The 25,066-nt window shown below is 67.9% G+C and carries 21 protein-coding genes; 5 read left to right on the forward strand and 16 right to left on the reverse strand.

All coding sequences use genetic code 11. The features are described from left to right. Positions 1–98: 98 nt before the first annotated feature. The 5 genes from KIH07_RS13880 to KIH07_RS13900 all read right to left on the reverse strand — a co-directional run bounded on the left by KIH07_RS13880 (position 99) and on the right by KIH07_RS13900 (position 6,072). The gene (locus KIH07_RS13880; RefSeq protein ID WP_226492535.1) at positions 99–737 is read right to left on the reverse strand and encodes a bifunctional 4-hydroxy-2-oxoglutarate aldolase/2-dehydro-3-deoxy-phosphogluconate aldolase; all 639 of its coding nucleotides are present in this window, start codon (positions 735–737) and stop codon (positions 99–101) included. 118 nt (positions 738–855) lie between these two features. Next, positions 856–2,679 (reverse strand): phosphogluconate dehydratase, encoded by a 1,824-nt coding sequence (gene edd / locus KIH07_RS13885; RefSeq protein ID WP_226492536.1) that lies wholly within the window; start codon positions 2,677–2,679, stop codon positions 856–858. A 100-nt stretch (positions 2,680–2,779) separates the two neighbouring features. Next, entirely contained in the window at positions 2,780–3,472 is a 693-nt protein-coding gene (gene pgl, locus KIH07_RS13890; protein ID WP_226492537.1) for a 6-phosphogluconolactonase, read from the reverse strand. Continuing rightward, positions 3,472–4,947 carry a glucose-6-phosphate dehydrogenase gene (zwf, locus tag KIH07_RS13895; protein WP_226492538.1) on the reverse strand — a complete coding sequence of 492 codons (1,476 nt, stop codon included), beginning with the start codon at positions 4,945–4,947 and terminating at the stop codon, positions 3,472–3,474. The genes pgl and zwf overlap by 1 nt, the downstream gene beginning before the upstream one ends. Before the next feature lie 111 nt (positions 4,948–5,058). Next, on the reverse strand, positions 5,059–6,072 hold the full coding sequence (locus KIH07_RS13900) for a PfkB family carbohydrate kinase (protein WP_226492539.1): 1,014 nt from the start codon (positions 6,070–6,072) through the stop codon (positions 5,059–5,061). Positions 6,073–6,216: 144 nt separating this feature from the next. Here KIH07_RS13900 and KIH07_RS13905 point away from each other — a divergent pair, with 144 nt between their 5' ends. The 5 genes from KIH07_RS13905 (at position 6,217) to KIH07_RS13925 (ending at position 10,990) form a co-directional block, all read left to right on the forward strand. Beyond that, positions 6,217–7,218 carry a sugar ABC transporter substrate-binding protein gene (locus KIH07_RS13905; protein ID WP_226492540.1) on the forward strand — a complete coding sequence of 334 codons (1,002 nt, stop codon included), beginning with the start codon at positions 6,217–6,219 and terminating at the stop codon, positions 7,216–7,218. 258 nt (positions 7,219–7,476) lie between these two features. Continuing rightward, positions 7,477–8,436 (forward strand): ABC transporter permease, encoded by a 960-nt coding sequence (locus tag KIH07_RS13910; protein ID WP_226492541.1) that lies wholly within the window; start codon positions 7,477–7,479, stop codon positions 8,434–8,436. Continuing rightward, complete coding sequence (locus tag KIH07_RS13915) at positions 8,436–9,242, forward strand: ATP-binding cassette domain-containing protein (RefSeq protein ID WP_226492542.1); 807 nt, start codon at positions 8,436–8,438, stop codon at positions 9,240–9,242. The genes KIH07_RS13910 and KIH07_RS13915 overlap by 1 nt, the downstream gene beginning before the upstream one ends. Before the next feature lie 9 nt (positions 9,243–9,251). Then, positions 9,252–9,704 carry an RbsD/FucU family protein gene (locus tag KIH07_RS13920; protein ID WP_226492543.1) on the forward strand — a complete coding sequence of 151 codons (453 nt, stop codon included), beginning with the start codon at positions 9,252–9,254 and terminating at the stop codon, positions 9,702–9,704. A 128-nt stretch (positions 9,705–9,832) separates the two neighbouring features. Next, positions 9,833–10,990, forward strand: coding sequence for an ROK family protein (locus tag KIH07_RS13925; RefSeq protein WP_226494709.1), 1,158 nt, complete (start codon positions 9,833–9,835; stop codon positions 10,988–10,990). A gap of 131 nt (positions 10,991–11,121) precedes the next feature. Here KIH07_RS13925 and KIH07_RS13930 read toward each other — a convergent pair whose 3' ends face one another. The 11 genes from KIH07_RS13930 to KIH07_RS13980 form a co-directional block, all read right to left on the reverse strand. Then, positions 11,122–12,765, reverse strand: coding sequence for an alpha-glucosidase family protein (locus tag KIH07_RS13930; RefSeq protein WP_226492544.1), 1,644 nt, complete (start codon positions 12,763–12,765; stop codon positions 11,122–11,124). Positions 12,766–12,793: 28 nt separating this feature from the next. Beyond that, complete coding sequence (locus KIH07_RS13935) at positions 12,794–14,149, reverse strand: GH1 family beta-glucosidase (protein WP_226492545.1); 1,356 nt, start codon at positions 14,147–14,149, stop codon at positions 12,794–12,796. A 148-nt stretch (positions 14,150–14,297) separates the two neighbouring features. Then, complete coding sequence (locus tag KIH07_RS13940) at positions 14,298–15,473, reverse strand: carbohydrate ABC transporter permease (RefSeq protein WP_226492546.1); 1,176 nt, start codon at positions 15,471–15,473, stop codon at positions 14,298–14,300. Continuing rightward, the gene (locus tag KIH07_RS13945) at positions 15,470–16,474 is read right to left on the reverse strand and encodes a carbohydrate ABC transporter permease (protein WP_226492547.1); all 1,005 of its coding nucleotides are present in this window, start codon (positions 16,472–16,474) and stop codon (positions 15,470–15,472) included. Before KIH07_RS13945 ends, KIH07_RS13940 begins: the two co-directional genes overlap by 4 nt. A 141-nt stretch (positions 16,475–16,615) precedes the next feature. Further along, entirely contained in the window at positions 16,616–17,917 is a 1,302-nt protein-coding gene (locus KIH07_RS13950) for an ABC transporter substrate-binding protein (protein ID WP_226492548.1), read from the reverse strand. Positions 17,918–17,991: 74 nt separating this feature from the next. Continuing rightward, positions 17,992–18,993 carry an ABC transporter ATP-binding protein gene (locus KIH07_RS13955; RefSeq protein WP_226492549.1) on the reverse strand — a complete coding sequence of 334 codons (1,002 nt, stop codon included), beginning with the start codon at positions 18,991–18,993 and terminating at the stop codon, positions 17,992–17,994. Positions 18,994–19,224: 231 nt separating this feature from the next. Continuing rightward, positions 19,225–20,277, reverse strand: a complete 1,053-nt coding sequence (locus KIH07_RS13960) for a LacI family DNA-binding transcriptional regulator (protein WP_226492550.1) — start codon at positions 20,275–20,277, stop codon at positions 19,225–19,227. A gap of 199 nt (positions 20,278–20,476) precedes the next feature. After that, the gene (locus tag KIH07_RS13965) at positions 20,477–21,385 is read right to left on the reverse strand and encodes a carbohydrate porin (protein ID WP_226492551.1); all 909 of its coding nucleotides are present in this window, start codon (positions 21,383–21,385) and stop codon (positions 20,477–20,479) included. Positions 21,386–21,799: 414 nt separating this feature from the next. After that, positions 21,800–22,492, reverse strand: coding sequence for an ABC transporter ATP-binding protein (locus KIH07_RS13970; RefSeq protein ID WP_226492552.1), 693 nt, complete (start codon positions 22,490–22,492; stop codon positions 21,800–21,802). 194 nt (positions 22,493–22,686) lie between these two features. Continuing rightward, entirely contained in the window at positions 22,687–23,667 is a 981-nt protein-coding gene (gene miaA / locus KIH07_RS13975) for a tRNA (adenosine(37)-N6)-dimethylallyltransferase MiaA (protein WP_226492553.1), read from the reverse strand. Further along, complete coding sequence (locus tag KIH07_RS13980; protein ID WP_226492554.1) at positions 23,664–25,001, reverse strand: multidrug effflux MFS transporter; 1,338 nt, start codon at positions 24,999–25,001, stop codon at positions 23,664–23,666. Before KIH07_RS13980 ends, miaA begins: the two co-directional genes overlap by 4 nt. Between the last annotated feature and the right edge of the window lie 65 nt (positions 25,002–25,066).

Raw genomic sequence — 25,066 nt, forward strand, 5'->3', positions numbered from 1 at the left:
TCCGTTCGCCCTGAGCCTGTCGAAGGGCTGGCGCGGTGTGTCGGTACGAGGGCTTCGACAGGCTCAGCCCGAGCGGTAGCTGGGTGGTGATTGTGCCGTCAGGCGCCGGCGGCCAAGGCGGTGGCCTCCTTGGCCAGCTGCGTGATCTTCTTCCAGTCACCGGCCTTCAGCGCGTCGGCCGGCGTGAGCCAGGAGCCGCCGGCCATGGCCACGTTGGGCAGCTTCAAAAAGTCTTTCAGGTTCTCGGGGCTCACGCCGCCGGTGGGGCAGAACATCACGTCGGGGATGGGTGCGCCCAGCGCCTTGAGCATGCCCAGGCCGCCGGCCTGCTGGGCGGGGAACAGCTTCATGAGGCTGAAGCCTTGTTCGCGCCGGTGCATCACTTCGCCGGGCGTCATCACGCCGGGGATGAAGGGCAGCTTGGCGGCCTTGACGGCTTCGACCAGCGCGTCGGTGCAGCCAGGGGAGAGGGCGAAGCTGGCGCCCGCGTCGATCACGCGCTGCACCTCGGCCACGCGGGTCACCGTGCCGGCGCCGGTGTGCATCTGCGGCACAGCCTTGGCCACGGCTTCGATGCTGGCGAGCGCGGCGTCGGAACGCAGGGTGATCTCCATCACGTCGATGCCGCCTTCGAGCAGGGCGTGGGCCAGCGGCACGGCGTGGGCCGGGTCGCTGAGCACGATGACGGGCACGACGCGGGAGGTGAAGGCGGGGCGGGAGAAGCAGGTGGTGGTCATGGCAGTCTTTCGTGCAACAGGAAAAAGAGGGGGAGCCTGTCGGGATCAGCGCGGAACCGGCTTTGCCGGGCCGCTGCTGATGCCCCTCGGGGGGTGACGCCGCAGGCGGCGCGGGGGGTCAAGTGAACAAAGGCGACGCGCCACATTCGGGCGTGCTCGCGTGCGCGCGGAACAATCCAAACAGCTCCCGGCCGGTGCCGTGGGCGTTGTGGCTCAGGTCGGGGTGGCTGATGTTGCGGGCGGCCAGGGTGGCGGCGTCCACTTCGAGTTCGAGCACGCCGCGCTCGCAGTCCAGCGTGATCCAGTCGCCGTCCATCACGCGGGCAATCGGGCCGTCGGCCAGGGCTTCGGGGCTGAGGTGGATGGCGGCGGGCACCTTGCCCGATGCGCCGCTCATGCGGCCGTCGGTCACCAGCGCCACCTTGAAGCCCAGGTCTTGCAGCACGGCCAGCGGTGGTGTGAGCTTGTGCAGCTCGGGCATGCCGTTGGCGCGCGGGCCCTGGTAGCGCACCACGGCGATCAGGTCTTTGTTGATCTTCCCGGCGTTGAACAGGGCCAGCAGGTCCTGCTGGTCGCTCACCACCACGGCCTGGGCGCGCACCACGCGGTGCTCGGGTTTCACCGCCGAGACCTTGACGACGCTGCGGCCCAGGTTGCCTTTGAGCAGGCGCAGGCCGCCGTCGGCGCTGAACGGGTCGGCCACCGGGCGCAGCACGCTGGTGTCGCCGCTCGTGGTGGGCACCGGGCGCCAGGCGAGGGCGCCGTTGTCCAGCCAGGGCTCGTTGACGTAGGCCGTGAGGCCCGCGCCCATCACGGTCATGACGTTGGCGTGCAGCAGGCCGTGGGCCAGCAGTTCGTGCATGAGGAAGCCCATGCCGCCGGCGGCGTGGAAGTGGTTCACGTCGGCGCTGCCGTTGGGGTAGACGCGCGCCAGCAGCGGCACCACGGCCGAGAGTTCGGCGAAGTCGTCCCAGTCGATCAGCACGCCGGCCGCGCGCGCCATGGCCACGAGGTGGATGGTGTGGTTGGTCGAGCCGCCGGTGGCGAGCAGGCCGATGATGCCGTTGACGACGGCGTTGACGCTCAGGATGTCGGCCAGGCAGATCGCGGGCTCGCCGGTGCGACCGGTGTTGACCACGGCGCGCTGCATCGCGGCTTGGGTGAGGGCATCGCGCAGCGGTGTGCCGGGGTTCACGAACGAAGCGCCGGGCAGGTGCAGGCCCATGATCTCCATGAGCATCTGGTTGCTGTTGGCGGTGCCGTAGAAGGTGCAGGTGCCGGGGCTGTGGTAGGCCTGGGCCTCGCTCTCCAACAGCGCCTCGCGGCCCACCAGGCCCTGCGCGTACTGCTGGCGCACCTTGGCCTTGGCGTCGTTCGAGAGGCCCGAGGTCATGGGGCCGGCGGGCACGAAGACCGCGCTCAGGTGGCCGAACTGCGCCGCGCCCATGAACAGGCCGGGCACGATCTTGTCGCAGATGCCGAGGAAGAGCGCGGCGTCGAACACGTTGTGCGACAGCGCCACCGAGGTGGCCAGCGCGATCACGTCGCGCGAGAACAGCGAAAGCTCCATGCCGGCGGCACCCTGCGTGACGCCGTCGCACATGGCGGGCACGCCACCGGCCACCTGCGCGGTCACGCCCAGGGCGTGCGCGTGCTGGCGCAGCTGCTCGGGGTAGTGCTCGTAGGGCTGGTGGGCCGAGAGCATGTCGTTGTAGGCGGTGACGATGCCGACGTGTGGCGCGCGCTCGGCGTGGATCTTGAGCTTGTCGTTGGCGGGCAGGGCGGCCGTGGTGTGCGCCATGTTGGCGCAGCCCATGCCGCTGCGCTGGGTGCCGGCCTTGCGCTGCGCGGCCATGCTGGCGAGGTAGGTGGCGCGGGTGCCGGCGCTGCGCTGGGCGATGCGCTCGGTCACGTGGGCGATGGTGGGGTGAATCTGTGACATCGTGGGCCTTCCTTCAGGGGTTCTGTTCAGAAATACCGCGGAGCTGGCTTTGCCAGGCCGCAGGTGTTGCGGCTTCGCGCAGCGAGCCAGCGACGGGGGGTCATGCCATCCAGACGCTGACGGGGGTCTGTGTCTGGTTGATCACCAGCGAGACTGGAAGTGCCGCGTCGGCCTGTTGGGCGGCGCGGCGGTAGACGGCGAGCTTGCTCTCGCCGGCGATGGACAGCACCAGCTCGCGCGCGGCGAGCAGGCTGGGCAGGGTGAGCGTGAGGCGCGCGTGGGGCGCGGTGGCGGGCGTGACCCAGGCCAGCCGCTCGGTGGACTCCAGCGCGTGGGCACAGCCCGGGGCGCCGGGAAAGAGCGAGGCGGTGTGCGCGTCTTCGCCCATGCCGAGCACGGCCAGGTCCAGCGGCCAGGGCAGGTGGGCGATGCGTTCGTTGGCGTCCTGCGCCAGTCTGTCCAGCACCTGTTCGCTGAGCACCGCGGGCAGCTCGCGGAAGAAGGGCACGAAGCGGGCCGCGGCCGCCGCACCCTGCAGCAGGTGGCGGGCCACCAGGGCGGTGTTGCTGTCGGCGTGGTCGCGCGGGACGACGCGCTCGTCCACCAGGATCACGCTGACCTTGGCCCAGTCCAGGTCTTGCCCACGCAGGGCTTCGAAGAGGGCGATGGGCGACTTGCCGCCCGAGACGGCCAGGCTGGCCCGGCCACGCTCGGCGATGGCGCTGCGCAGGGCGCTGGCGATGTGCGCGGCCAGTGCGGCGGGGGTGGCGTTGGGGTGTTCGGTCACCGCCATCAGGATTCCTCTACCCAGGAGCTTCCCTCGCGCGCCATCAAGGCGGAAGACGCCGCCGGGCCCCAGCTGCCCGCGGTGTAGGCCTTGGGTTTTTCGTTGAGCTGCTGCCAGCCGTTGATGATGGGTTCGACCCAGGTCCAGGCGGCTTCGAGTTCGTCGCGGCGCATGAAGTGCGTGAGGCGGCCCTTGATGACGTCGATCAGCAGGCGCTCGTAGGCTTCGGCGCGGCGTTCGGAGAAGGCGGTTTCGAGGTCGAGGTTCAGGCTCACCGGGCGCAGCTTCATGCCGCTGCCGGGCTCTTTGGCCATCATCTGCAGCTGGATGTGTTCTTCCGGCTGCAGGCGGATCATCAGGCGGTTGACCGACTGGCGCGGCGAGTCCTGGAAGATGGTGAAGGGCAGGTCGGCGAACTCGATCACGATCTCGGACTGGCGCGCCGCCATGCGCTTGCCGGTGCGCAGGAAGATCGGCACGTTGGCCCAGCGCCAGTTGTTGATGTGGGCCTTGAGGGCCACGAAGGTTTCGGTGCTGCTGTGGTGCGGGATGTTGGCTTCCTGCAGGTAGCCCACGGCGGCGTCGCCGTTGGCCGCGCCCGCGACGTACTGGCCGCGCACGGTGTCTTTGGCCACGTCGGCCATGGTCATGGGGCGCAGCGAGCGCAGCACCTTGAGCTTTTCGTCGCGCACGGCGTCCGGGTCGAGCGACACCGGCGGTTCCATGGCGACGATGCACAGCAGCTGCAGCAAATGGTTCTGCACCATGTCGCGCATGGCGCCGGTGCCGTCGTAGAAGCCGGCGCGGCTGCCCACGCCCACACTCTCGGCCACGGTGATCTGCACGCTCTTGATGTAGGGGCTGCGCCAGAGCGGCTCGAAGATGGTGTTGCCAAAGCGCAGCACCATCAGGTTCTGCACCGTCTCCTTGCCCAGGTAGTGGTCGATGCGGAAGATCTGCTGTTCCTGGAAGTACTGGCCCACGTCGTCGTTGATCTGCCGCGCCGAGGCCAGGTCGTGGCCCAGCGGTTTTTCCAGCACCACGCGCGAGTTCGCGTCGATGAGGTTGGCGCCGGCCAGGTTGGCGCAGATGCCCACGAACAGGCTGGGCGCGGTGGCCAGGTAGTACACGCGGTCCGAGCCGGGCTGCAGGGCGGCGCCGAGTGCGGCGTAGTCGGGCGCCTGCGTGGCGTCGAGGGCGACGTAGTCCAGCCGCTCCAGAAAACCCTGCCACGAGGCCATGTTGTAGGCCTTGGCCTCGATGAAGCCGGGCACCTTTTCCTGGATGAATTCGACGAAGGCGGCGCGGTCCCAGGGCTGGCGGCCCAGCGCGTGGATGCGCGTGGACGGGGGCAGGTTGTTGTGCAGGTGCGCCATGTACAGCGCGGGCAGCAGCTTGCGCACGGAGAGGTCGCCCACCCCGCCAAAGATCACCAGATCGAGAGGGGAAGCCGCGGCGGGGGAGGGCGTGGAGGTGCTCATGTCTCTAATTTAGTTACGTGAATGGCTTGATTTTAATGTAATCAAGTTACATGCGGGTTACCGGTTGTGATCGGGTTTTTCGCGGGTTCCGATGCGCGGGCGGCCTGGGGTTCAAAGCGCCTCGAACACCGGCGGCACGGCGGCCACGCGCGCCACCACCTCGGCCAGGCTGGGCGGCACGCAGCCGGTCTGCATCACGCACAGGCTGGCGCTGGCGACCGCCCGGCCCAGGATGTGGCGCACGTCTTCGGCGTCGAGCGCGATCTGGTCGGCCTGGCTGGCGGCCTGCACCACCGGGCGTTCGAGCAGGGCGGCCAGCAGGCCGGCGAGGAAGCAGTCACCGGCGCCCACGGTGTCGGCCACCCGCACCGGCTGCGGCTCGGCGGCCTGCCAGCCGTGGCCGTCGCGGTGCAGCAGCACGGCGCCTCGGGGCCCTAGCGTGAGGGCCAGCCAGGTGGCGGGCGTGGCCCGCAGCAGCTCGCGGGCCGCCTGCAGCGGGTCGGCCGCGGTGAAACCCAGCGTGACCAGATCGTCGTCGCTCACCTTGACCAGGTGGGCCTGGCCGAGCGCGGCCATGACGCTGGCCTGGTAGGCCGCCATGTCCGGCACGATGGCCGGGCGCAGGTTGGCGTCCACCGCCACGAAGCGGCCCGCGGCGCGCTGGGCCTGGAGCCAGGGCAGGTATTTGGCGCTGTCGTCGGCCACCAGGGCCAGGCAGCCGGTGGCCACCAGCTTGAGCTGTGTTTCGGCCGCGCACTGGCGGCTCATGTCGGCCGCGTTGACCTGGCGGTCGGCCACGCCGTCGCGGTAGAAGCTGTAGCTGGCCTTGCCCTGTTCGTCCAGGCCCACCACCGCCAGCGAGGTGGGTTCGTGCGCGGGCGTTTCCTGCGCCAGCACCACGCCGGCCTGGTGGATGCCCTCGGCCAGCAGGCGGCCGAAACGGTCGCCCGAAAGCGGGTTGAGGTAGAGCGTGCCGACACCCTGCAGGCCCAGCGCCCGCGAGAGGTTGTAGACCGCGCCCCCGGCGCAGGGGCGCAGCCGGCCGTCGGACTCCTCGATCAGATCGATCAGGGCCTCGCCAGCGGTGGCGACGTGTAAAGCTTGATGTTGCCTAGGGAAAACCATAACTAAATCCAGTTGATTTATTAACCTGAAGCGAAATATAGTTCAGTCACTCCGCAGCGCCCACCGTGTAAACCCCAAGGGGACGGCTGCCGGGGTTTGCGTCTCGTTCATCTGCCCATCATCCATCCCTTCGAGGAGACACCTGTGAAAAAACTCGTTCCCGCCTTCGCCTTCACCGCTCTGGCCCTGGTCGTCGGCACGGCTTGCGCCGCCGAACCCGTGATCGGCCTGATCACCAAGACCGAGTCCAACCCCTTCTTCGTGAAGATGAAGGAAGGCGCCACCGCCGAAGCCACCAAGCTCGGCGCCAAGCTGCTGTCGGCCGCGGGCAAGACCGACGGTGACAACGCCGGCCAGGTGACCGCGATGGAGAACATGATCGCCGCCGGCGCCAAGACCATCCTGATCACCCCCAGCGACGCCAAGGCCATCATCCCCGCCATCAAGAAGGCGCAGGCCCAGGGCGTGATGGTGATCGCGCTGGACAGCCCGACCGACCCGGCCACCGCCGTGGACGCGCTGTTCGCCACCGACAACTACAAGGCCGGCGTGCTGATCGGTCAGTACGCCAAGGCGGCCATGGGCGGCAAGAAGGCCGTCATCGCCACGCTCGACCTGTTCCCCGGCCACCCGGTGGGCGCCCAGCGCCACAACGGCTTCCTCAAGGGCTTTGGCCTGACCGCCCCCGACGCCAAGAGCAACAACCTCGGTGGCGCCGCCGCCGGCGTGGCCTGCATGGCCGACAGCTTCGGTGACGCGGCCAAGGGCCAGACCGGCATGGAAAACTGCCTGCAGAAGAACCCCGGCATCAACCTGGTCTACACCATCAACGAACCCGCCGCCGCCGGTGCCTACAAGGCGCTCAAGGCCGCTGGCAAGGAAAAAGACGTGGTCATCGTCTCGGTGGACGGCGGCTGCGCGGGTGTGAAGGACGTGGGCGCGGGCGTGATCGCCGCGACCAGCCAGCAGTACCCGCTGAAGATGGCCGCCATGGGCGTGGCCGCGGGTGTGGAATACGCCAAGTCCGGCAAGAAGGTCAGCGGCTACACCGACACCGGCGTGACCCTGATCGCGGGCAAGGCCGTGGCTGGCGTGGACAGCAAGGATGTCAAGACGGGTATGGACCTGTGCTGGGGTAATAAATAAGGGTCTCCCCCCTGCGCCGCTTTGCGGCTTCCCCCCTCCCTGGCGCCTTCGGCTTGGAGGGGGGACGGCACCTTGGGCCGGCGGAGCCGGACCCTTGGTGCCCTTGGGTGAGGGGGCGCCTCGCTTCGCTTGGCGCTACGTGCCTTCGCTGTTCCTTTGACTGAGAGCCCGCGTCAGACGGGCACTCCGTGAGCACCGCCCTGGCCTGAACGGGGTGTTGCTGCAACCACATTTCTTCTGATCGGACGGGCCACCGCCATGAATTCCCTCAAAGCCAAACTTCCGCCCATGGGCACGCTCGGGCCTTTCATTGCCCTGGTGGTCGCCTGCGGGTTCTTCGCGACCCAGAGCGACCGTTTCCTGTCGCTGCAGAACTTCTCGCTGATCCTGCAGCAGGTCATGGTGGTGGGCACCATCGCCATCGGCCAGACCCTCATCATCCTGACCGCCGGCATCGACCTCTCGTGCGGCATGATCATGGCGCTGGGCAGCATCGTCATGACCAAGATGGGCGCCGACTTCGGCCTCTCCGCCCCGGTCGCGATCACGCTGGGCATTGGCGCCACGGCGCTGTTCGGCGTGGTCAATGGCCTGCTGGTCACCAAGGCCAAGCTGCCACCCTTCATCGTCACGCTGGGCACGCTGAACATCGCGTTCGCCATCACCCAGCTGTACTCCGGTTCGCAGACCGTCACCGAAGTGTCCGAAGGCATGACCTGGCTGGGCAACTCGTTCCGCATCGGCGAGACCAACATCCTCTACGGCGTGGTGCTGATGCTCGCGCTGTACCTGCTGACCTGGCTGTTCCTGCGCGAAACCGCGCCGGGCCGCCACATCTACGCCGTGGGCAACAGCCCCGAGGCCACGCGCCTCACCGGTATCTCGACCGACAAGGTGCTGCTGGGTGTGTACGTGCTGGCCGGCGTGTTCTACGGCATCGCCTCGCTGCTCTCCGTGGCGCGCATCGGCGCCGGTGATCCGAACGCCGGGCAGACCGAAAACCTCGACGCCATCACCGCCGTGGTGCTGGGCGGCACCAGCCTGTTCGGCGGCCGCGGCATCGTCCTCGGCACCCTGGTGGGCGCGCTGATCGTGGGCGTGTTCCGCAACGGCCTCACGCTCATGGGTGTGTCCTCGGTCTACCAGATCCTGGTCACCGGCGTGCTGGTGATTCTGGCGGTGCTCACCGATCAAATGTCCCGCAAAGGAGCCCGTTGATGTCTACCTCTCCCAATGCTCAAAGCCCGCTCGTGATCCAGGCCAAGGGTCTGGTCAAGCGCTACGGCCAGGTCACCGCGCTCGACGGTGCCGACTTCGAACTGCGCGCCGGGGAGATACTGGCCGTGATCGGCGACAACGGCGCCGGCAAGTCTTCGCTGATCAAGTGCCTGGCCGGCGCCACCATCCCGGACGAAGGCGAGATCTACCTCGACGGTGCCCGCGCCCACTTCAAGAGCCCGATCGACGCGCGCCGCGCCGGCATCGAAACGGTGTACCAGGACCTCGCCGTGGCCCCGGCGATGACGATCGCCGAGAACCTGTTCCTCGGCCGCGAAATCCGCCGCCCCGGCTTCCTCGGCAGCGTGCTGCAGATGATCGACAAGAAGCGGATGCTGGAAGAAAGCATCGCGCGCATGAACGACCTGAAGGTCGGCATCCGCTCCATGACGCAGGCGGTGGAAACGCTCTCGGGCGGCCAGCGCCAGTGCGTGGCCGTGGCGCGCGCCGCGGCCTTCGCGCAGCACGTGGTCATCATGGACGAACCCACCGCCGCGTTGGGCGTGAAGGAGGGCAACATGGTGCTCGAACTGATCCGCCGCGTGCGCGACAAGGGCCTGCCGGTCATTCTGATCAGCCACAACATGCCGCACGTGTTCGAGATCGCCGACCGCATCCACATCGCCCGCCTGGGCAAACGCGCGGCGGTGGTCGACCCGAAACACATCAGCATGAGCGACACCGTGGCCGTGATGACGGGCGCCAAGTCGGTCGACGATTTGCCTGCGCAAGCGTTGGCGCACTGAAAGACCAAAATGCTCAAAGGCATTGATCCTCTGCTCAGCCCGGACCTGCTCAAGCTGCTGGCCGAGATGGGCCACGACGACGCGGTGGTGCTGGCCGACGCCAACTTCACCGCCATGAGCCTGGGTGCGGGCAAGCCGGTGCTGCGCCTGCCGGGCATCGGCATGGTGCGCACGGTGCAGGCGGTGGCCAGCGTGCTGCCGCTGGCGCAGGACGTGCCGCACCCGGTGGCCTACATGCAGGTCGGCGGGACCGAGCCCGGTTACCGCTCGGCCTTGCAGCGCGAGACGTTGGCGGTGTTGGCCGCCGAAGGCCTGCGGGACGATCAGGCCGAGGCGGTGGAGCGTTACGCGTTTTACGAGCGCGTGAAAAAGGCCTATGCCATCGTCGTCACCGGTGAGCTGGAGCCCTGGGGCAATTTCATCCTGCGCAAGGGCGTTCTCGGCAACAGCCTGCGGGTGTAGGCATGTCAAACTCGGCGGCTGTGACCGATCAAAACCCGACCGAATCCGCCGACGGGCCTGCCGCCGAACCCAGCCCGGAACCCGCCGACAACCCCCGGCTGCGCCCGCGTGGCTCCAACCAGGTGGGCATGCGCCAGTTCAACGACCGCGTGGTGCTGCAGGCCCTGCGCGTGCACGGCAGTTGCCCCAAGGCCGAGCTGGCGCGGCTCACCGGCCTCACGGCCCAGACCATCGGCCTGATCACCGCCCGGCTCGACGAGGACCAGTTGCTCACCCGCGAAGCGCCGGTGCGCGGGCGCGTGGGCCAGCCCTCGGTGCCGATCGGCCTGAACCCCGACGGCGCTTTTGCCGTGGGCATCAAGATCGGGCGGCGCAGCGCCGACTGGCTGCTGGTCGACTTCACCGGCCATGTGCGCGAGCGCCTGGTGCTGGACTACCCCTTTCCCGACAGCGAAACCCTGCTGCCCGCCATCGGCGAAAACCTGAACCGCCTGCTCGACGGGCTGGGCGCGCTGCGCAGCCGCGTGGTGGGCGTGGGCGTGGCCGCGCCGTTCCAGCTCGGCGGCTGGCACCGCATGCTGGGCCTGACCGAAGCGCAGTCGCAGGCCTGGAACCAGATCGACCTGGCCGCCGAGGTGCAGCGCCTCACCGAGTTGCCGGTGAGCTACGCCAAAGACACCGCCGCCGCCTGCGTGGCCGAGCTGCTGCAGGGGCGCGGGCGCGACCTGCACAGCTACCTTTACCTGTTCATGGACACCTTCGTGGGCGGCGGGTTGGTGATCAACTCGCACCTGCACCGCGGCACCCACGGCAACGCCGCCGCGGTGGCTTCCCTGCCGTTGCAGGTGGCGACGCCCCACATGAAGGAACTGCCCGCGCAACTGATCAGCCAGGCTTCACTGTGGGACCTGGAGCAGCGCTTTCGCGAACACGCGCTCGACCCCATGGCCGCCTACGACGCGCGCGCCATGCAGGCGCCCTGGCTGCCCTACACCCGCGAGTGGATCGCCCGCGCCGCGCTCGCGCTGGCGCACTGCATCGTGTCGGGCACCGCCTTTCTGGACCTGGACGCGGTGGTGATGGACGGCTCCACCGCCGCACCGTTGCTGCAAGGCCTGCTGCAGCAGACCACCGAGGCGCTCAAGGCCTACAACTGGGAAGGTCTGCAGCAGATGCCGCGGCTGGAACTGGGCAGCATCGGCTCGGACGCGCGCGCGCTCGGCGGTGCGCTGCTGCCGCTGCACGCCTGCTTCGCGCCAGACCGGGACGTGTTCCTGAAGGTCTGACGGCCGCCGACCCCTTGAGCCTTTCCGGAGTGAGGCGACTCCCTCCAGAGATACCGTGGAACCGGCTTTGCCGGGCCACTGGTATCGCCCCCTTGAGGGGGTAGCGCGAAGCGCTGCGGGGGTGTTTTCATTCAGCTCTCCAGGAACAGCCCGCCCCAGGGTTCGCACACCAGGGTATCGCCGTCGATGCGAGCGCCACCCAGACCGCTGCCTTCGAGCACACGGGCGTTCGACCAGTCCGCGGGCAGCGCGAGCGAGGCCGGTGCGTCGCTGAAGTTGAAGGCGCAGAGCACGCGCTGCGAGGCTGTGGCGCGCACAAAGGCCAAGACCTGTTCGCCCGCGGGCAGCAGGTCCATCTCGCCCTGCCACAGTGCCGGCTGATCGCGGCGCCAATGGAGCAGCTGTGTGAAATAGCCCAGCAGCGAACCGGGTTCGCCCCGCTGGCGGTCCACCGCGAAGGGCCGGTGCTCCGGCGGCACCGGCAGCCAGCAGCGTTCACTTTCGGAGAAGCCGGCGTGGGGCGCCTCGGCGGCCCAGGGCATGGGAGTTCTGCAGCCGTCACGGCCCTTGAGCTCGGGCCACATGGTGATGCCGTAGGGGTCCTGCAGATCTTCAAAAGCGACACTGGCTTCGGGCAGGCCCAGCTCTTCGCCCTGGTACAGGCAGACCGTGCCGCGCAGGCTCAGCTGGAAGGCCGCGGCCAGGCGCAGCAGGCGCGGGTCGGGGTGCTCGCCGCCCCAGCGCGTGCTCACCCGCGCCACGTCGTGGTTGGACAGCGCCCAGCAGGGCCAGCCGTCGCCCGCCACGCGCTGGAACTGGTCGATCACGTCGTGCAGGAAGGGGGCGCTGTGCGAGGCACCGAGCAGGGTGAAGCAGTAGGCCATGTGCAGCTTGTCGCTGCCGCCGGTGTAGTCGGCCACCATGGTCAGCCCGGCCTCGTCGCCGATCTCGCCGACCATGGTGGTGTCGTCGTACTGATCGACCAGGGTGCGCAGGCGGCGCAGGAAACCGAGCGCTTCGGGCTGGCTCTTGTCGTACCGGTGGTGCTGCCACGAGTAGGGGTTGGACGACGGGGCCGAGGGGTCTTCCACCAGCGGCACGCCGCGCCCCGGGTTGTCGCGCAGGGCCGCGTCGTGGAAGCAGAAGTTGATGGCGTCGAGGCGGTAGCCGTCCACGCCGAGCTCCAACCAGAACTTCACCGTGGCGAGCAGCGCGTCCTGCACCTCGGGGTTGTGGAAGTTCAGATCGGGCTGGCTGGTGAGGAAGTTGTGCAGGTAGTACTGGCGCCGGCGCGTGTCCCACTGCCAGGCGCTGCCGCCGAAGATGGAGAGCCAGTTGTTGGGCGGCGTGCCGTCGTGGCGCGCATCGGCCCAGACGAACCAGTCGGCCTTGGGGTTGTTGCGGCTGGATCGGCTCTCGACGAACCAGGGGTGCTGGTCGGAGCAGTGCGAGAGCACCTGGTCGATCATGACCTTGAGGCCCAGCGCGTGGGCGCGGGCCAGCAGGGCCTTGAAGTCGCCCAGGGTGCCGAACATCGGGTCCACGTCGCAGTAATCGCTGACGTCGTAGCCGAAGTCCTTCATGGGGCTCTTGAAGAAGGGCGAGAGCCAGACCGCGTCGGCGCCGAGCGCGGCGATGTGGTCCAGGCGCTGGGTGATGCCGGCCAGGTCACCGATGCCGTCGCCGTTGCTGTCCTGGAAGCTGCGCGGGTAGATCTGGTAGATCACGCCGCCGCGCCACCAGGGGTTGTTTCGGGAAAGGTTCTGAGGGTTCATGGGTCGGATGAACGGGTTGTGAGGGGTTTCAGAGGTCGGGGGCCGCGCTCGCGCTGCGCTGCATGACGGTCTGCAGCCAGCGGGCGCTGTGTTTGAGGGTGCGGGTCTGCGTGGCGTAGTCCACGTGAACGATGCCGAAACGCTGGCTGTAGCCCTGTGCCCACTCGAAGTTGTCGAGCAGGCTCCAGACGTAGTAGCCGCGGATGTCGAAGCCCGCTTCGATCAGGCTGGCCAGCTCGGCCAGGTGGGCCTGCAGGTAGCGCACGCGCATTGCGTCGCGGCATTCGCCGTGGCTCACGCCGGTGTTGTCGGCGGCGCCGTTTTCCGTGATCCAGATCGGCGGCAGGGGCCATTGGCGGCTGAGGTTGCGCACCACGCGGCCCAGACCCGATGGGTAGATTTCCCAGCCGATGTCGGTCAGGGGCAGCTCGGCCCCGGTGGGCGGCACGAGGGCATAACCCCGGCGGGTTTCGCTCGCGCTGGTGGGCGCGCGCGCCACCGAGCGGGTGTAGTAGTTCAGGCCGATGAAGTCCAGCGGCTGCGCGCAGATGGCCAGGTCTTGTGGCCGGCGCTCGTGCGCGCGCGTGCCGATCTGGGCCAGCATCTCGGCGGGCCACTCCCGGCCGAACAGGGGGTTGAGGAACACCTCGTTGCGTTCGAGTTCGGCCATGCGCGCGGCCGCCACGTCCCCGGCGGCGTCGCTGGCCGGGTCACTCAGCTCGGGGTTGAGCACGATGCCCAGCGCGGTGTCCGCACGCACCGCGCGCCAGGCCTGCACTCCCAGGCCGTGGGCCAGCACGAGGTGGTGGGCCGCGACCAGCGAGGCCTCGCGGTCTTGCCCTCCGGGGGCGAACACGCCCTGATCGTGGCCGAGAAAGGCGCTGCACCAGGGTTCGTTGAGCGTGGCCACGCGCGGCAGCCGGTCGCCCAGCTCGCGCGCGATCAGGGCGGCGTAGTCGGCGAACCGGTACGCCGTGTCGCGGTTGAGCCAGCCGCCTTCGAGGTGCGAGGGCAGGTCCCAGTGGAACAGGGTGGCGTTGGGGGTGATGCCGTGCCGGTGCAGCTCGTCGAGCAGGCGCCGGTAGAAGTCCAGGCCCGCCGGGTTGGGGCGGCCTTGCGCATCCATCACGCGGGTCCAGGCGATGGAGAAGCGGTAGTGCCGGAAGCCCAGCCGGGCCATCAGCGCCACGTCTTCGGGGTAGCGGTGGTAATGGTCGCAGGCCACGAGGCCGTCGCTGCCGTCCTTGATGCGGCCGGGTTGCGCGCAGAAGTCGTCCCAGATGCTGGGCAGCTTGCCACCCTCGTGGGCACCGCCTTCGATCTGGAAAGCGGCGGTGGCGCAGCCCCATTCGAACGAAGAAGGGAAACTCAAAACATCGGTCATCGTTGATTCAAAAGAAATGGGGGCGGAGAGAAATGTCCGTTCCAGTACACGCCGAAGATCCGGCTCCGCCGGTCAGAGGGCGTGGTCCCCCTGGGGGGAAGCCGCGCAGCGGCGCAGGGGGGGAGCAATGCTCACGGCGCAGGGGGGGTCATTTCACCGATCCAGAGAGCAGCCCCCGCACGAAGAAGCGTTGCAGCGAGAAGAACACCAGCACCGGCACGGCGATGGAGACGAAGGCGCTGGCGGTGAGGATCTCCCAGCTCTCGCCGCGCGAACCGAGCAGGTCGTTGAGCCGGATCGTCAGCACCACCTGGTCGGGGGACTTGCCCAGGAACACGAGCGCGATCAGGAAGTCGTTCCAGACCCAGAGGAACTGGAAGATGGCAAAACTCGCCAGCGCGGGGATGGACAGCGGCAGCACGATGCTGGTGAAGATCTGGAAATGCGTGGCGCCGTCCATGCGCGCGCTTTCGATGATGTCGCGCGGCAGCGAGGCGATGTAGTTGCGCAGCAGGTAGATGGCCAGGGGCAGGCCGAAGGCCGAGTGCGCCATCCAGATGCCCAGGTACGACTTGGACGGCATGCCCAGCGTTTCGCCGAGGTCGTTGTACAGCCGCAGCAGCGGGATGAGCGACATCTGCAGCGGCACGACCAGCAGGCCCACCACCACCACGAACAGCCAGCGCCGGCCGGGGAACTCCATCCAGCTGAAGGCGTAGGCGGCGAAGGCCGCGATCAGGATGGGGATGAAGGTCGCGGGAATGGTGACCTTGAAGGTGTTGAGGAAGGCATCGCCCACGCTTTCGGACGCCACCACCTTCTGGTAGTTGGTGGTCGTGAAGGAGGGCGGCTTTTCGGCCACGAAGAAGATGCGCACGCCGCGGTCGCTCTCGTAGGCCTGGTTCAGCACCAGCCGGTAGCTGCCGTCGGCGGCCACGCTGAGCGTGCCGTCGGGCCGGCCGTCTTCGTCGTCGAACACCTGGGCATCGGCCAGCTCGACCGTCTTGCCGACGCGGAACTCGCCCGGGTTGGACGACTTGAGCGAGAAGCGGCTGAGCTTGACCGACGCGCCTTCGGGGAACAGGCGCCCGGCGATGACGAAGTGGTCGCCCTCGGGCACCACGCTCTGGGCGCCGCCGGTGCGGCGCATGTCGGGCCGGGTCTGGGTGGACAGGGCGGTCCACCAGCCACTGCCCACGATCTGCTCGCGGTCGCGGAAGCTGGAGACCAGCAGACCGAAGGTCGGCAGCACCCAGGCCACCACGATCACCAGCAGCAGGGCATGGGCGGCCAGCGAGGCCAGGTTGATGCGGCGGGGTTTCATCGTTGGGCCTCCTCGGCGCGGAAGCGGCGGATGTTGAAGGCCATCACCGGGATCACGGCCAGCATGAGCACCATGGCCAGGGTGGAGCTGCGCCCGTAGTCGCCGCCGCCGCGGAACATCCAGTCGTACATCAGGTTGGCCAGCACGCTGGTGTCCCACTGGCCGCCGGTCATGGCCATGACGATGTCGAACACCTTGAGCACGGTGATGGTGATGGTGGTCCAGACCACGAGGATGGTGGACATGACCTGCGGCACCATGATTTCAAAGAAGATCTGCAGCTCGCTGGCGCCGTCGATGCGGGCGGCTTCGAGGGTGTCGTTGGGCACGCCGCGCAGCGCGGCCGAGAGGATCACCATGGCGAAGCCGGTCTGGATCCAGATCAGGATGGCCATGAGGAAGAAGTTGTTCCAGAACGGCAGCGTGACCCAGGCCTGGGGCTGGAACCCCATGCCGGTGACGATGGCGTTGAGCAGGCCGATCTGTTCGGCGTCGGGCCCGCGGAAGTCGAACACGAATTTCCAGATCACGCTGGCGCCGACGAAACTGATCGCCATGGGCATGAACACCAGCGTCTTGGCCACATGGCCCCACCACACACGGTCGGCCAGCACGGCCACCACCAGGCCCAGCGCGGTGGACACCGCGGGCACCACCAGCAGCCACATGAAGTTGTTGCGGATGGTGATGAGGAAGTTGTCGTCCTTGAACACCCACACGTAATTGGCCAGGCCCACGAAGGTCTGGCCCACGGTGTCGAAGAAGCTCAGGCGGAAAGTCTCGAACAGCGGATAGACCAGGTACACGCCCAGCAGCAGCAGGGCCGGCGCCAGGAACAGCCAGGGCTGCACGTTCGAGCGGATCGCCTCGCGCCGGTTGCGCGTGGCAAAGGGCAGGGCCACGATGCGGTCCAGCAGGAAGTTGCTGCCTGCGAAATACAGCAGACAGAAACCGACGCTGACCACCACGGCCAAGAATGTCTGGAAGATTGAATCAGTCATGGTGGTCAACAGAACGGCAAACAAACAGACGGGGCGGCACGCGCGCCACTTCGCCTTCCAGGGCTCCCGTGGAACTGGCTTTGCCAGGCCACTGGGAGCGTCCCCCCTTCAGGGGGGAAGACGCGAAGCGGCGCAGGGGGGTTACTTGAGTGTTTCCCAGGACTTCTGGATGTCGTCCGCCACCGCCTGGGCCGACTTGCCACCCGAGTAGTCGACCATGCCCTTCCAGAAGCTGCCGGCACCCACGGCGCCGGGCATCAGGTCGGAACCGTCGAAGCGGAAGGTGGTCGCGCCCTGCAGGATCTCACCCTGCTTGCGCAGCGCCTTGGTCTTGTACTTGCCCAGGTCCGCACCCTTGTGTGGGGTCAGGAAGCCGCCTTCGGCCATCCAGATCTCGTGTGCCTGCGGGTGCTGCAGGTATTCCATGAAGGCCTTGGCGCCCTTGCTGTCCTTGGTGATCGTCATGATCGTGCCGCCGCCCAGGACCGGGTTGCCCAGCTTCTTGCCGGCGTAGGACGGGAAGTAGAAGAAGTCGGCGTCTTCGGCCTTGCCGTCGGGGAAGAAGGCGGGGATGAAGCTGGCCTGGCGGTGCATGTAGCACTTGGGCGGCGTGCCGAACAGACCCTTGGGGCTGTCCTTGAAGCTCACGGTGGCCACGGCCTTGGCGCCGCCGTCCACGTAGGCGTCGTTGCGGGCGAACCAGCCATAGGCCTCGATCGCCTCGACCACGCGCTTGTCGTTGAACTTCATCTTGTTGTTGGTCCACTCGTCGTAGACCTGCGGGCTCTGGGTGCGCAGCATCATGTCTTCCACCCAGTCGGTGGCGGGCCAGCCGGTGGCGGCGTCGCTGCCCAGGCCGATGCACCAGGGTTTGCCACCGTCGGCGGCGATCTTCTTGGTCAGCTCCTGCAGCTCCTCCATGGACTTGGGCACCTTGTAGCCCTTTTCCTTGAAGTTCTCCGGGATGTACCAGACCAGGCTCTTGACGTTCACGTTGTAGAAGAAACCGTAGAACTCGTCCTTGCCGGCCTTGTTCTTGTAGGTGCCCAGGTCGGCCCAGGAGCTGCCGGCGGCGTAGTTGGCCTTGACCCAGTCGCGTGCCTTGTTGCCCAGCGGCGTCAAGCCACCGACGGCGGCCATGTTGGCGGCCAGGCCGGGCTGCGGGAACACGGAGATGTTGGACGGTGAACCGGCCTTGATGTCGATCACGATCTGCTGCTCGGAGCTCTGCGAGCACGAGTGCTTCACCGTGGCGCCGGTGGCCTTCTCGAAGTTGGCGATGACCTTCTTGAACATGCCTTCTTCGGCGCCGGTCCAGGGGCAGGTGATGGTGACCACCTCACCCTTCAGATCGGGCCCCTTGTAGTCGGCGGCCATGGCCGCGCCACTCAGGGAGGTCAGGGCCAGGGCGGCGGCCCCGGCGATGGTGCTTGTCTTGAACATCTTGTGTTGCTCCTCTGTCGGCATCGCGGACCATCCGCGGCGCCATGGGTTGGATATCCCCGGGATGGGGTCCGTCAAATGCGCAGCCCCGCCGCATCGAAGCGGTACAGGTGCTCCGGCTGGTAACCCAGCCTCAGGCGCTCGCCCGGCTCCACGGTAATGGAGCCGTCGATGCGCGCTGTCAGATCGCCCAGCGGACCGGCGTCCACATAGGCAAAGGTTTCGTTGCCCAACTGCTCGGCGTGGCGCAGGGTGCCCTCCAGCGGGCCCGCTGCGTCGATGCGCAGGTGCTCGGGTCGCACGCCCACGGTCTGGGCGCCGAACTGCTGCGCGTATGCGCCTTCCATGAAGTTCATCTGGGGCGAGCCGATGAAACTGGCCACGAAGCGCGTGGCGGGGCGGTGGTAGAGCTCCAGCGGCGCGCCCACCTGTTCGATGCGGCCCTTGTTGAGCACCACGATCTTGTCGGCCAGCGTCATGGCCTCGATCTGATCGTGAGTGACGTAGACCATGGTCGCGCCCAGGCGACGGTGCAGGGTGGCCAGCTCCACGCGCATCTTGGTGCGCAGGGCCGCGTCCAGGTTGGACAGCGGCTCGTCGAACAGGAACACCTTGGGATCGCGCACGATGGCGCGGCCGATCGCCACGCGCTGGCGCTGCCCGCCCGACAGGGCCTTGGGCAGCCGCTCCAGGTACTCGGTGATCTGCAGAATCTCCGAGGCCTCACGGACCCGGCGGTCGATTTCGGGCTTGGGCACCTTGGCGATCTTCAGGCCAAAGGCCATGTTGTCGTAGACCGTCTTGTGCGGGTAGAGCGCGTAGCTCTGGAACACCATGGCCACGCCACGCTCGCTGGGCGGCAGATCGTTCACGGTCTGACCGGCGATGGAGAGGGTGCCCCCGGTGATGTCTTCGAGGCCCGCGATCATGCGCAGCAGCGTGGTCTTGCCGCAGCCCGAAGGGCCGACGAACACCACGAATTCGCCTGGCTCGATGTCCAGATCCACGCCGTGAATGACCTGGACCTTCCCGTAGCTTTTCTGGATGTTGCGCAAGCGCAGATTGGATTGGCTCATGGACGTGTGATGGGTCGCGGGAACCTGATGGTTGGTGGTGAATGTGGCCTCTGGAGAAAATGAATTAAAGCACCAATGCAAACGATTGCATGCTGGTAATTACCCTTAGAAGAATATTGGTGCGGTCGCTCGGGCGGTCGCATGAGGTCGGCGCAAGGTGGGGGTCAACGCCTCGCGCGCCCCGTTGCCGCATTCTTCTGGAAAACCGGGTGCAGGCCCGGTCAGACCCTGCTAAAGGCTGCTGTCGCGGACGATCAGCTCGGTGGGCAGGACGATGTTGCGGCGGGGGGCGCCGGCGATGGACTCGAACAGCAGCGCGACCAGCGCCCGGCCGGCCTGTTCGATGGGCTGGCGCACCGTGGTGAGCGTGGGGTGGACGTGCATGGACAGCAGGATGTCGTCGTAACCAACCACGCGCACCTGCCCGGGGACCGGAATGCCACGCTCGCGCAAGGCACCCATGAGCGATATGGCCGTCACGTCGCTGCAGGCAAAGATCGCGTCAAAGTCCAGATGCTGGTTGAGCCAGCCTTCGATGGTTTCCCGGATGCGCGCGTCGCCAAACAGGTAGTGCTGCCGTAGGCGGGGATCGGCTTCGAGGCCGGCCTCTTGCAGGGCCCGCTCGTAGCCTTGAAAGCGCAGGCTTGCCTCCGGGTGGTTGGTGTCGCCGAAGAAGGCGATGCGGCGGCAGCCCTTCTCGATCAGGTGGCGCGTGGCGAGGTAGCCTCCCCGCAGGTTGTCGCCGCCCACCACTGGGTACAGGGCGTCTCCCAGGCTGGCGCCCCACACCGCCATGGGGATGCCCTGCTGCACCAGCTCATTGAGGTGGTCGTGCAGGGAGAGCTGGCCGATCACCACCAGGCCGTTGACCTGGCCCGACTCCACCATCGAGCGCATCTGGTCCTCGCGGTTTTCCTGCAGGCGGGTCAGCAGAAGATTCATGCCGAGGTCGTTCACCGTGTCGGTCAACGAGCCCAGGATGCCCAGCACGAAAGGGTCCGAGATCATCTGCGTGCTGTCGCTCAGCAGCACGACACCGATGGTCTGCACGTCGCCCTTGCGCAGATTGGCCGCGCCCACGTTGACGCGGTAGTGGAGCGAACGTGCCAGTTCGGTGATGCGGTTGCGCGTGGCCTCGGGAATGAGCGAGCTGCCGCTGAGTGCGCGCGAGACGGTGGAGGTGGAAACACCCGCCATGCGCGCGATGTCGATCATCTGCACGCGTCGGCGCCCTTTGTCTGGCGGTGTGAGGGCAGCGGGGGTGGTGTCGGTGGTGGGGGGCATCGGGGGAAGGGATGGAGGGGTGCGTGACATCGTTTCATTATTTCACCCCATTAGGCCGTGCATCGGTCGCGCAGCGGATACCCCGGTACCGCGTTCGTCCCAAAAAAAACGCCCGGGCTTGGAAGCGCCGGGCGAAACTGATTGCCTTGAAGAAAACGGTGCGGGCTGGGCCTGGCCCCTCGCCCGCGAAACGCGTGGATCAGAACGCGTAGTTGATGCGCACGCGGGCAGCGAACTGGTTGTCGGTGCCGGTGCCGCCCTTGGCGAAGCTGACGGCCGGGGTGATGGTGGCGCCCTTGACGCCGAACAGCGGCAGGGCATAAGCCGCGTAGAAGGTGGTGTTCTTGGCCGAGTTGGCACCCTTGTCCAGGATCACGCCCACGCCGGCCGGGCCGAAGGTGGCGTTGACGCCGAAGGACTTGTCGTCCTCCATCTTGGCGAAGTTCAGGTTCAGGCTGCTGTCCTTGTCCAGCGCGTAGCCCATGGACAGGCCGACACCGTTGGTGCTGTCGCCGCCGCCGACGACCTTGACCGACTCCACGCCGGCGCGCAGGGTGATGGGGCCCGTGGTGTAGCTCACCGCGGGACGCACGCCGCGAACCGCGTCGGTGTCCTTGCTGTAGACCAGGCCCACTTCAATGCGGGCGGGGCCGGCGTTGACGCCCAGTGCGCCGTGCGCGGTGTCGCTGCCAAAACGGCCGCGCAGCTTGTTGGCGTGGTAGCCGCCGTAGCCGCTGTTTTCAACCACGATGTCCTTGCCCAGGGGGAACAGGTCCATGGCTTCGAAGCGGCCCATCTTGATGTCCATGCCGGCGTTGCCGAACTTGACCCACATGTCGTCGGTGCCGGTGTCGCCGTCTTTCTTCAGCAGCAGGGAGGCACGGGCCTCCACGAAGGCGTCGCCGTTGGCGGCCTTGCCACCGACGTTGACCTCCACCCGGCCGCCCATCGACAGGTCGCTCTCGCGGGCGTTGGTGGCGGGCGCATCGACCGCGCCGAAGTAGGTGGTGTCGAGTTCCAGGTTGGCGTCGAAAGTGACGTCAGCGTGGGCGGCAGCGGCGGTGGCACAGAGGGCGGCCAGGGCAGCCAGTTTGAAAACGTGAGACATGTGTTGCTCCGGGGGGTTTTATGGATGAAGGCCCTTTCCTGTCGTTGGCGCATGTGAAACAAAACGCAACAGTCGGAAAAGGTGGCCGTATTCGATCATTCGGGCAAACGGTTGCATTTGGTGTAAACCCTCGAAACCCGGTACGTAACCGTAACGTAACCAACAAATTTGTCCTGCTACCACAGGTATGGAAAGCCCGAATATTGCAAAGGTTTGCATTGAGTTAAGGAGGGGTTTTCCGGTATGGAAATACCACTGCTTGGCGGCTTGTGGTAAGCGTTTTCGAGGGGGTGATGCGCCGCTGAACGAGGGGTCTTGCCGCCTCGCCGGGGCCATGGCGCGGCTGCGGGGGCGGGCGGTCTGCCGTGGTCGGGTGGGCGCGGTCGGCGCCCGGCGCTCACCCGGGCCGCGGCGTCAGCGACAGCCCGAGGCCGTCAGCCGCAGCACGCGCTGCGCCCGCGCCGCCGCGGCTTCCGAGTGCGTCACGAGGACCAGTGCCGCGCCGCTTTCCGCAGCCTGTTGCTGCAGCACGGCCATGACCTGCGTGGCGGTGCCCGGGTCCAGGTTGCCGGTGGGTTCGTCCGCCAGCAGCAGGCTGGGGCGGTGCACCAGCGCGCGGGCGATCGCCACGCGCTGCAGCTGGCCGCCCGAGAGCTGGGCCGGCAGGCGCTCACCCAGGCCGCCCAGACCCACCGCTTCGAGCATCTGCGCCACGCGTGCCGGGTCGGGGCGCTTGAGCAGCAGCAGGGGCAGGCCCACGTTTTGCGCCACGTCCAGGTGCGGCAGCACGTGAAAGGCCTGGAACACGAAGCCCAGGTGTTCGCGCCGCCAGTGGGCGCGCTGGGTTTCGCTGAGCGTGCCGAGATCGACACCGTTGTGTGTGATCGTGCCTTCGCTCCAGTCGTCCAGCGCGGCCAGGCAGTTGAGCAGGCTGGACTTGCCCACGCCCGACTCGCCCACGATGGCAATGAATTCGCCCGGCTCCACGCGCAGGTTGACGTGGCTGAACACGGGGGTGTCGCCGTAGCGTTTGTGCAGGTTCTGCACCAGCAGGCTCGCCGGGTTCGCTGGAGGACCTTCGCCCTCCGGGCTGCGGTGCGAGCTCACTGGACTACCCTCCGTGCTGCGCACTGCGGGGCTGAGCGCCTTCGGAACGGCCGGGCGCCGCTCATGCCCCATGCCCCCAGACCAGGAACACCACCACCAGCACCACCAGCCAGACCAGATGGCCCAGCGTGCAATGGCAGCGCAGGGCCGGCGGCAGGCGGTTGATCAGGCGGCGCAGCATGGTGTGATGCGGTTCAGGCCTGGGTGGGTGGCCCCAGCAGGCCCTGCACCGATTGCAACACGCGCGCCAGGGCGTCGGGCGCATCGCAGGCGATGATCTGGCGCTCGGGCATGGAGCGCAGCCAGGTGAGCTGGCGCTTGGCGAGCTGGCGGGTGGCGAAGATGCCGCGGTCGCGCAGTTCGGCGAGGCCGGCGTCGTCCAGCGCATCACCCGCCGCGTCCAGAGCGTCCCAGGCCTGGCGGTAGCCCACGCAGCGCATGGACGGCAGCCCGGTGTGCAGGTCGCCGCGCGCGCGCAGCCGCCGCACCTCGTCCAGAAAGCCGGCGGCGAGCATGGCGTCGAAGCGCTGCGCGATGCGCGCGTGCAGCCAGGCGCGGTCCAGGGGTTCGAGCGAGAGCAGGGCGTGGGGGGGCAGCGGGCTGCTGTGCGCCGTGCCACCGGTCTGCAGCGCCGACAGGGGCTGGCCGGAGATTTCGAACACCTCGAGCGCACGCTGGATGCGCTGCGAGTCGTTGGGGAACAGGCGCGCGGCCGTCACCGGGTCCACCCGCGCCAGTTCGGCGTGCAGCGCGGGCCAGCCGAGTGCGTGGGCACGGGCTTCGATGCGCGCGCGCACCGCGGCGTCGGCGCGGGGCATGTCGTCCAGGCCCTGCGTGAGCGCCTTGAAATACAGCATGGTGCCGCCCACCAGCAGCGGCGTGCGGCCGCGCGCGGCGATGCCGTCGATCAGCCGCGTGGCATCGGCCACGAAATCGGCCGCGCTGTAGGTCTCCAGCGGGTCGCGGATGTCGATCAGGTGGTGCGGCACCTGGGCCAGCTCGGCCGGCGTGGGCTTGGCGGTGCCGATGTCCATGCCGCGGTACACCAGCGCCGAATCGACGCTGATGATCTCCACCGGCCAGCGCTGCGCGATGGCCAGCGAAGCCGCGCTCTTACCACTGGCCGTTGGGCCGGCGATGGCGATGCAACTGACCAGCGATGGTGGTCCGCTCATGGGTTGGCACGAGAGGGTTCAGTCGAATCGGGCTGCTGTTGGCCAGCTTCCAGCACACACCGTGGAACCGGCTTTGCCGGGCCACTGGTGTGGTCCCCCCCCTGGGGGGGGAAGACGCGAAGCGGCGCAGGGGGGGCTTCCTCACCATGGCGCTGGACCAGCGTCCAAGCCGTGGTGGCCACCAGCACGCTCCAGAACCACACGCCGTTGGTCAGTGGCAGCACCGTGCCCGCACCATCCCCGGTGGCGGCCAGGCTCTTGCCCAGCCAGCCACCCATGAAAAAGGCGGCCACCATCATCAGAAAACCGCTGAGCGCCGAAGCCGCGCCGGCCGCCTGCGGAAACGGGCTCACCGCGCCGCTCTGGCCGCAGGGCTGGTGCACGCCGTGGCCCAACATGAACAGGTAGAACGGCAGGATGATGGCCCACAGGCTCTGCACCCCCAGCAGGCCGATCACGCCCATGAGCGTGCCACCCGTGAGCGTGAAGAACCCGGCGATCGCCACCGTGCGGCGCACGCCGAAACGCGGCAGCAGGCGGCGGCAGGCCAATGTACCCACGATGTAACTCAGCGACATGGTGAACATCAGCAGGCCGTAGACCGTCTTGCTCAGGCCCAGCACCTTGATGAAGACGAATGAGGACGCCGCCAGAAAGGTGAACAGCCCGCCGTAGGTGGTGGTGGCCAGCAGGGCAAAGGCCCAGAAGGTGGGATGGCGTGCGATCTGCCACCAGGTGCGCAGCAGGGTGGCGGGCTCCAGCGCACGCGGGTTTTTCTGCCGCAGGGTTTCCTCGAAGCGCCACGCCAGCAGGGCCAACGTGATGGCGCCGAACACGGCCAGCGCCATCAGGGCCACGCGCCAGCCGAACTGCTCGGACAGCAGGCCGCCCAGTGGCGCGCTGCCGCAGGCGATCACGCCCAGCCCGGTCAGCCCCTTGGACATCATCCGCGCGCCTTCGACCGGGGCGTACAGGTCGCGCACGATGGCGCGCGCGCACATGACCCCCGCGCCCATGGCGATGCCCTGCACGATGCGCCAGACGATGAGCTGTTCCATCGACGGCGAAAACGTGCTGCCGATCGACGCGACCACGAAAAGGCTTGTGCCCAGCAGCAGGATGGGGCGGCGCCCGAAGCGGTCCGACAGCGGGCCCCACACCAGTTGCGACAGACCGAAAGCGAGCAGCAGCGAGGTCAGCGTGAGCTGCGCCTGCGACATCGAGGCGCCAAAGCCGTCGGTCAACGCGGGCAGGGCGGGCAGGTACAGATCGGTGGTGATGGGCTGCAGACCCAGCAGCAGCGCGAGCACCAGCACGATCAGGCCGGGCGACATGGAAGAGGGCTTGGCGGACATCCGGTCGAGGGTAGCAGAAGCGCACCGGGCCGACGGGTCGCCGG

It is taken from the genome of Hydrogenophaga taeniospiralis (assembly GCF_020510445.1).
GTDB lineage: Bacteria > Pseudomonadota > Gammaproteobacteria > Burkholderiales > Burkholderiaceae_C > Hydrogenophaga.

Excerpts from the sequence above, each read along its gene's own strand:
- KIH07_RS13910 (WP_226492541.1), top strand. The coding sequence starts at position 7,477 with ATGAATTCCCTCAAAGCCAAACTTCCGCCCATGGGCACGCTCGGGCCT.
- edd (WP_226492536.1), bottom strand. The coding sequence starts at position 2,679 with ATGTCACAGATTCACCCCACCATCGCCCACGTGACCGAGCGCATCGCC.
- miaA (WP_226492553.1), bottom strand. The coding sequence starts at position 23,667 with ATGAGCGGACCACCATCGCTGGTCAGTTGCATCGCCATCGCCGGCCCA.
- KIH07_RS13960 (WP_226492550.1), bottom strand. The coding sequence starts at position 20,277 with ATGCCCCCCACCACCGACACCACCCCCGCTGCCCTCACACCGCCAGAC.
- KIH07_RS13900 (WP_226492539.1), bottom strand. The coding sequence starts at position 6,072 with ATGGTTTTCCCTAGGCAACATCAAGCTTTACACGTCGCCACCGCTGGC.
- KIH07_RS13925 (WP_226494709.1), top strand. The coding sequence starts at position 9,833 with ATGCGCCAGTTCAACGACCGCGTGGTGCTGCAGGCCCTGCGCGTGCAC.
- KIH07_RS13945 (WP_226492547.1), bottom strand. The coding sequence starts at position 16,474 with ATGACTGATTCAATCTTCCAGACATTCTTGGCCGTGGTGGTCAGCGTC.
- KIH07_RS13920 (WP_226492543.1), top strand. The coding sequence starts at position 9,252 with ATGCTCAAAGGCATTGATCCTCTGCTCAGCCCGGACCTGCTCAAGCTG.
- zwf (WP_226492538.1), bottom strand. The coding sequence starts at position 4,947 with ATGAGCACCTCCACGCCCTCCCCCGCCGCGGCTTCCCCTCTCGATCTG.
- KIH07_RS13950 (WP_226492548.1), bottom strand. The coding sequence starts at position 17,917 with ATGTTCAAGACAAGCACCATCGCCGGGGCCGCCGCCCTGGCCCTGACC.
- KIH07_RS13880 (WP_226492535.1), bottom strand. The coding sequence starts at position 737 with ATGACCACCACCTGCTTCTCCCGCCCCGCCTTCACCTCCCGCGTCGTG.
- pgl (WP_226492537.1), bottom strand. The coding sequence starts at position 3,472 with ATGGCGGTGACCGAACACCCCAACGCCACCCCCGCCGCACTGGCCGCG.
- KIH07_RS13955 (WP_226492549.1), bottom strand. The coding sequence starts at position 18,993 with ATGAGCCAATCCAATCTGCGCTTGCGCAACATCCAGAAAAGCTACGGG.
- KIH07_RS13965 (WP_226492551.1), bottom strand. The coding sequence starts at position 21,385 with ATGTCTCACGTTTTCAAACTGGCTGCCCTGGCCGCCCTCTGTGCCACC.
- KIH07_RS13940 (WP_226492546.1), bottom strand. The coding sequence starts at position 15,473 with ATGAAACCCCGCCGCATCAACCTGGCCTCGCTGGCCGCCCATGCCCTG.
- KIH07_RS13935 (WP_226492545.1), bottom strand. The coding sequence starts at position 14,149 with ATGACCGATGTTTTGAGTTTCCCTTCTTCGTTCGAATGGGGCTGCGCC.
- KIH07_RS13980 (WP_226492554.1), bottom strand. The coding sequence starts at position 25,001 with ATGTCGCCCGGCCTGATCGTGCTGGTGCTCGCGCTGCTGCTGGGTCTG.
- KIH07_RS13915 (WP_226492542.1), top strand. The coding sequence starts at position 8,436 with ATGTCTACCTCTCCCAATGCTCAAAGCCCGCTCGTGATCCAGGCCAAG.
- KIH07_RS13930 (WP_226492544.1), bottom strand. The coding sequence starts at position 12,765 with ATGAACCCTCAGAACCTTTCCCGAAACAACCCCTGGTGGCGCGGCGGC.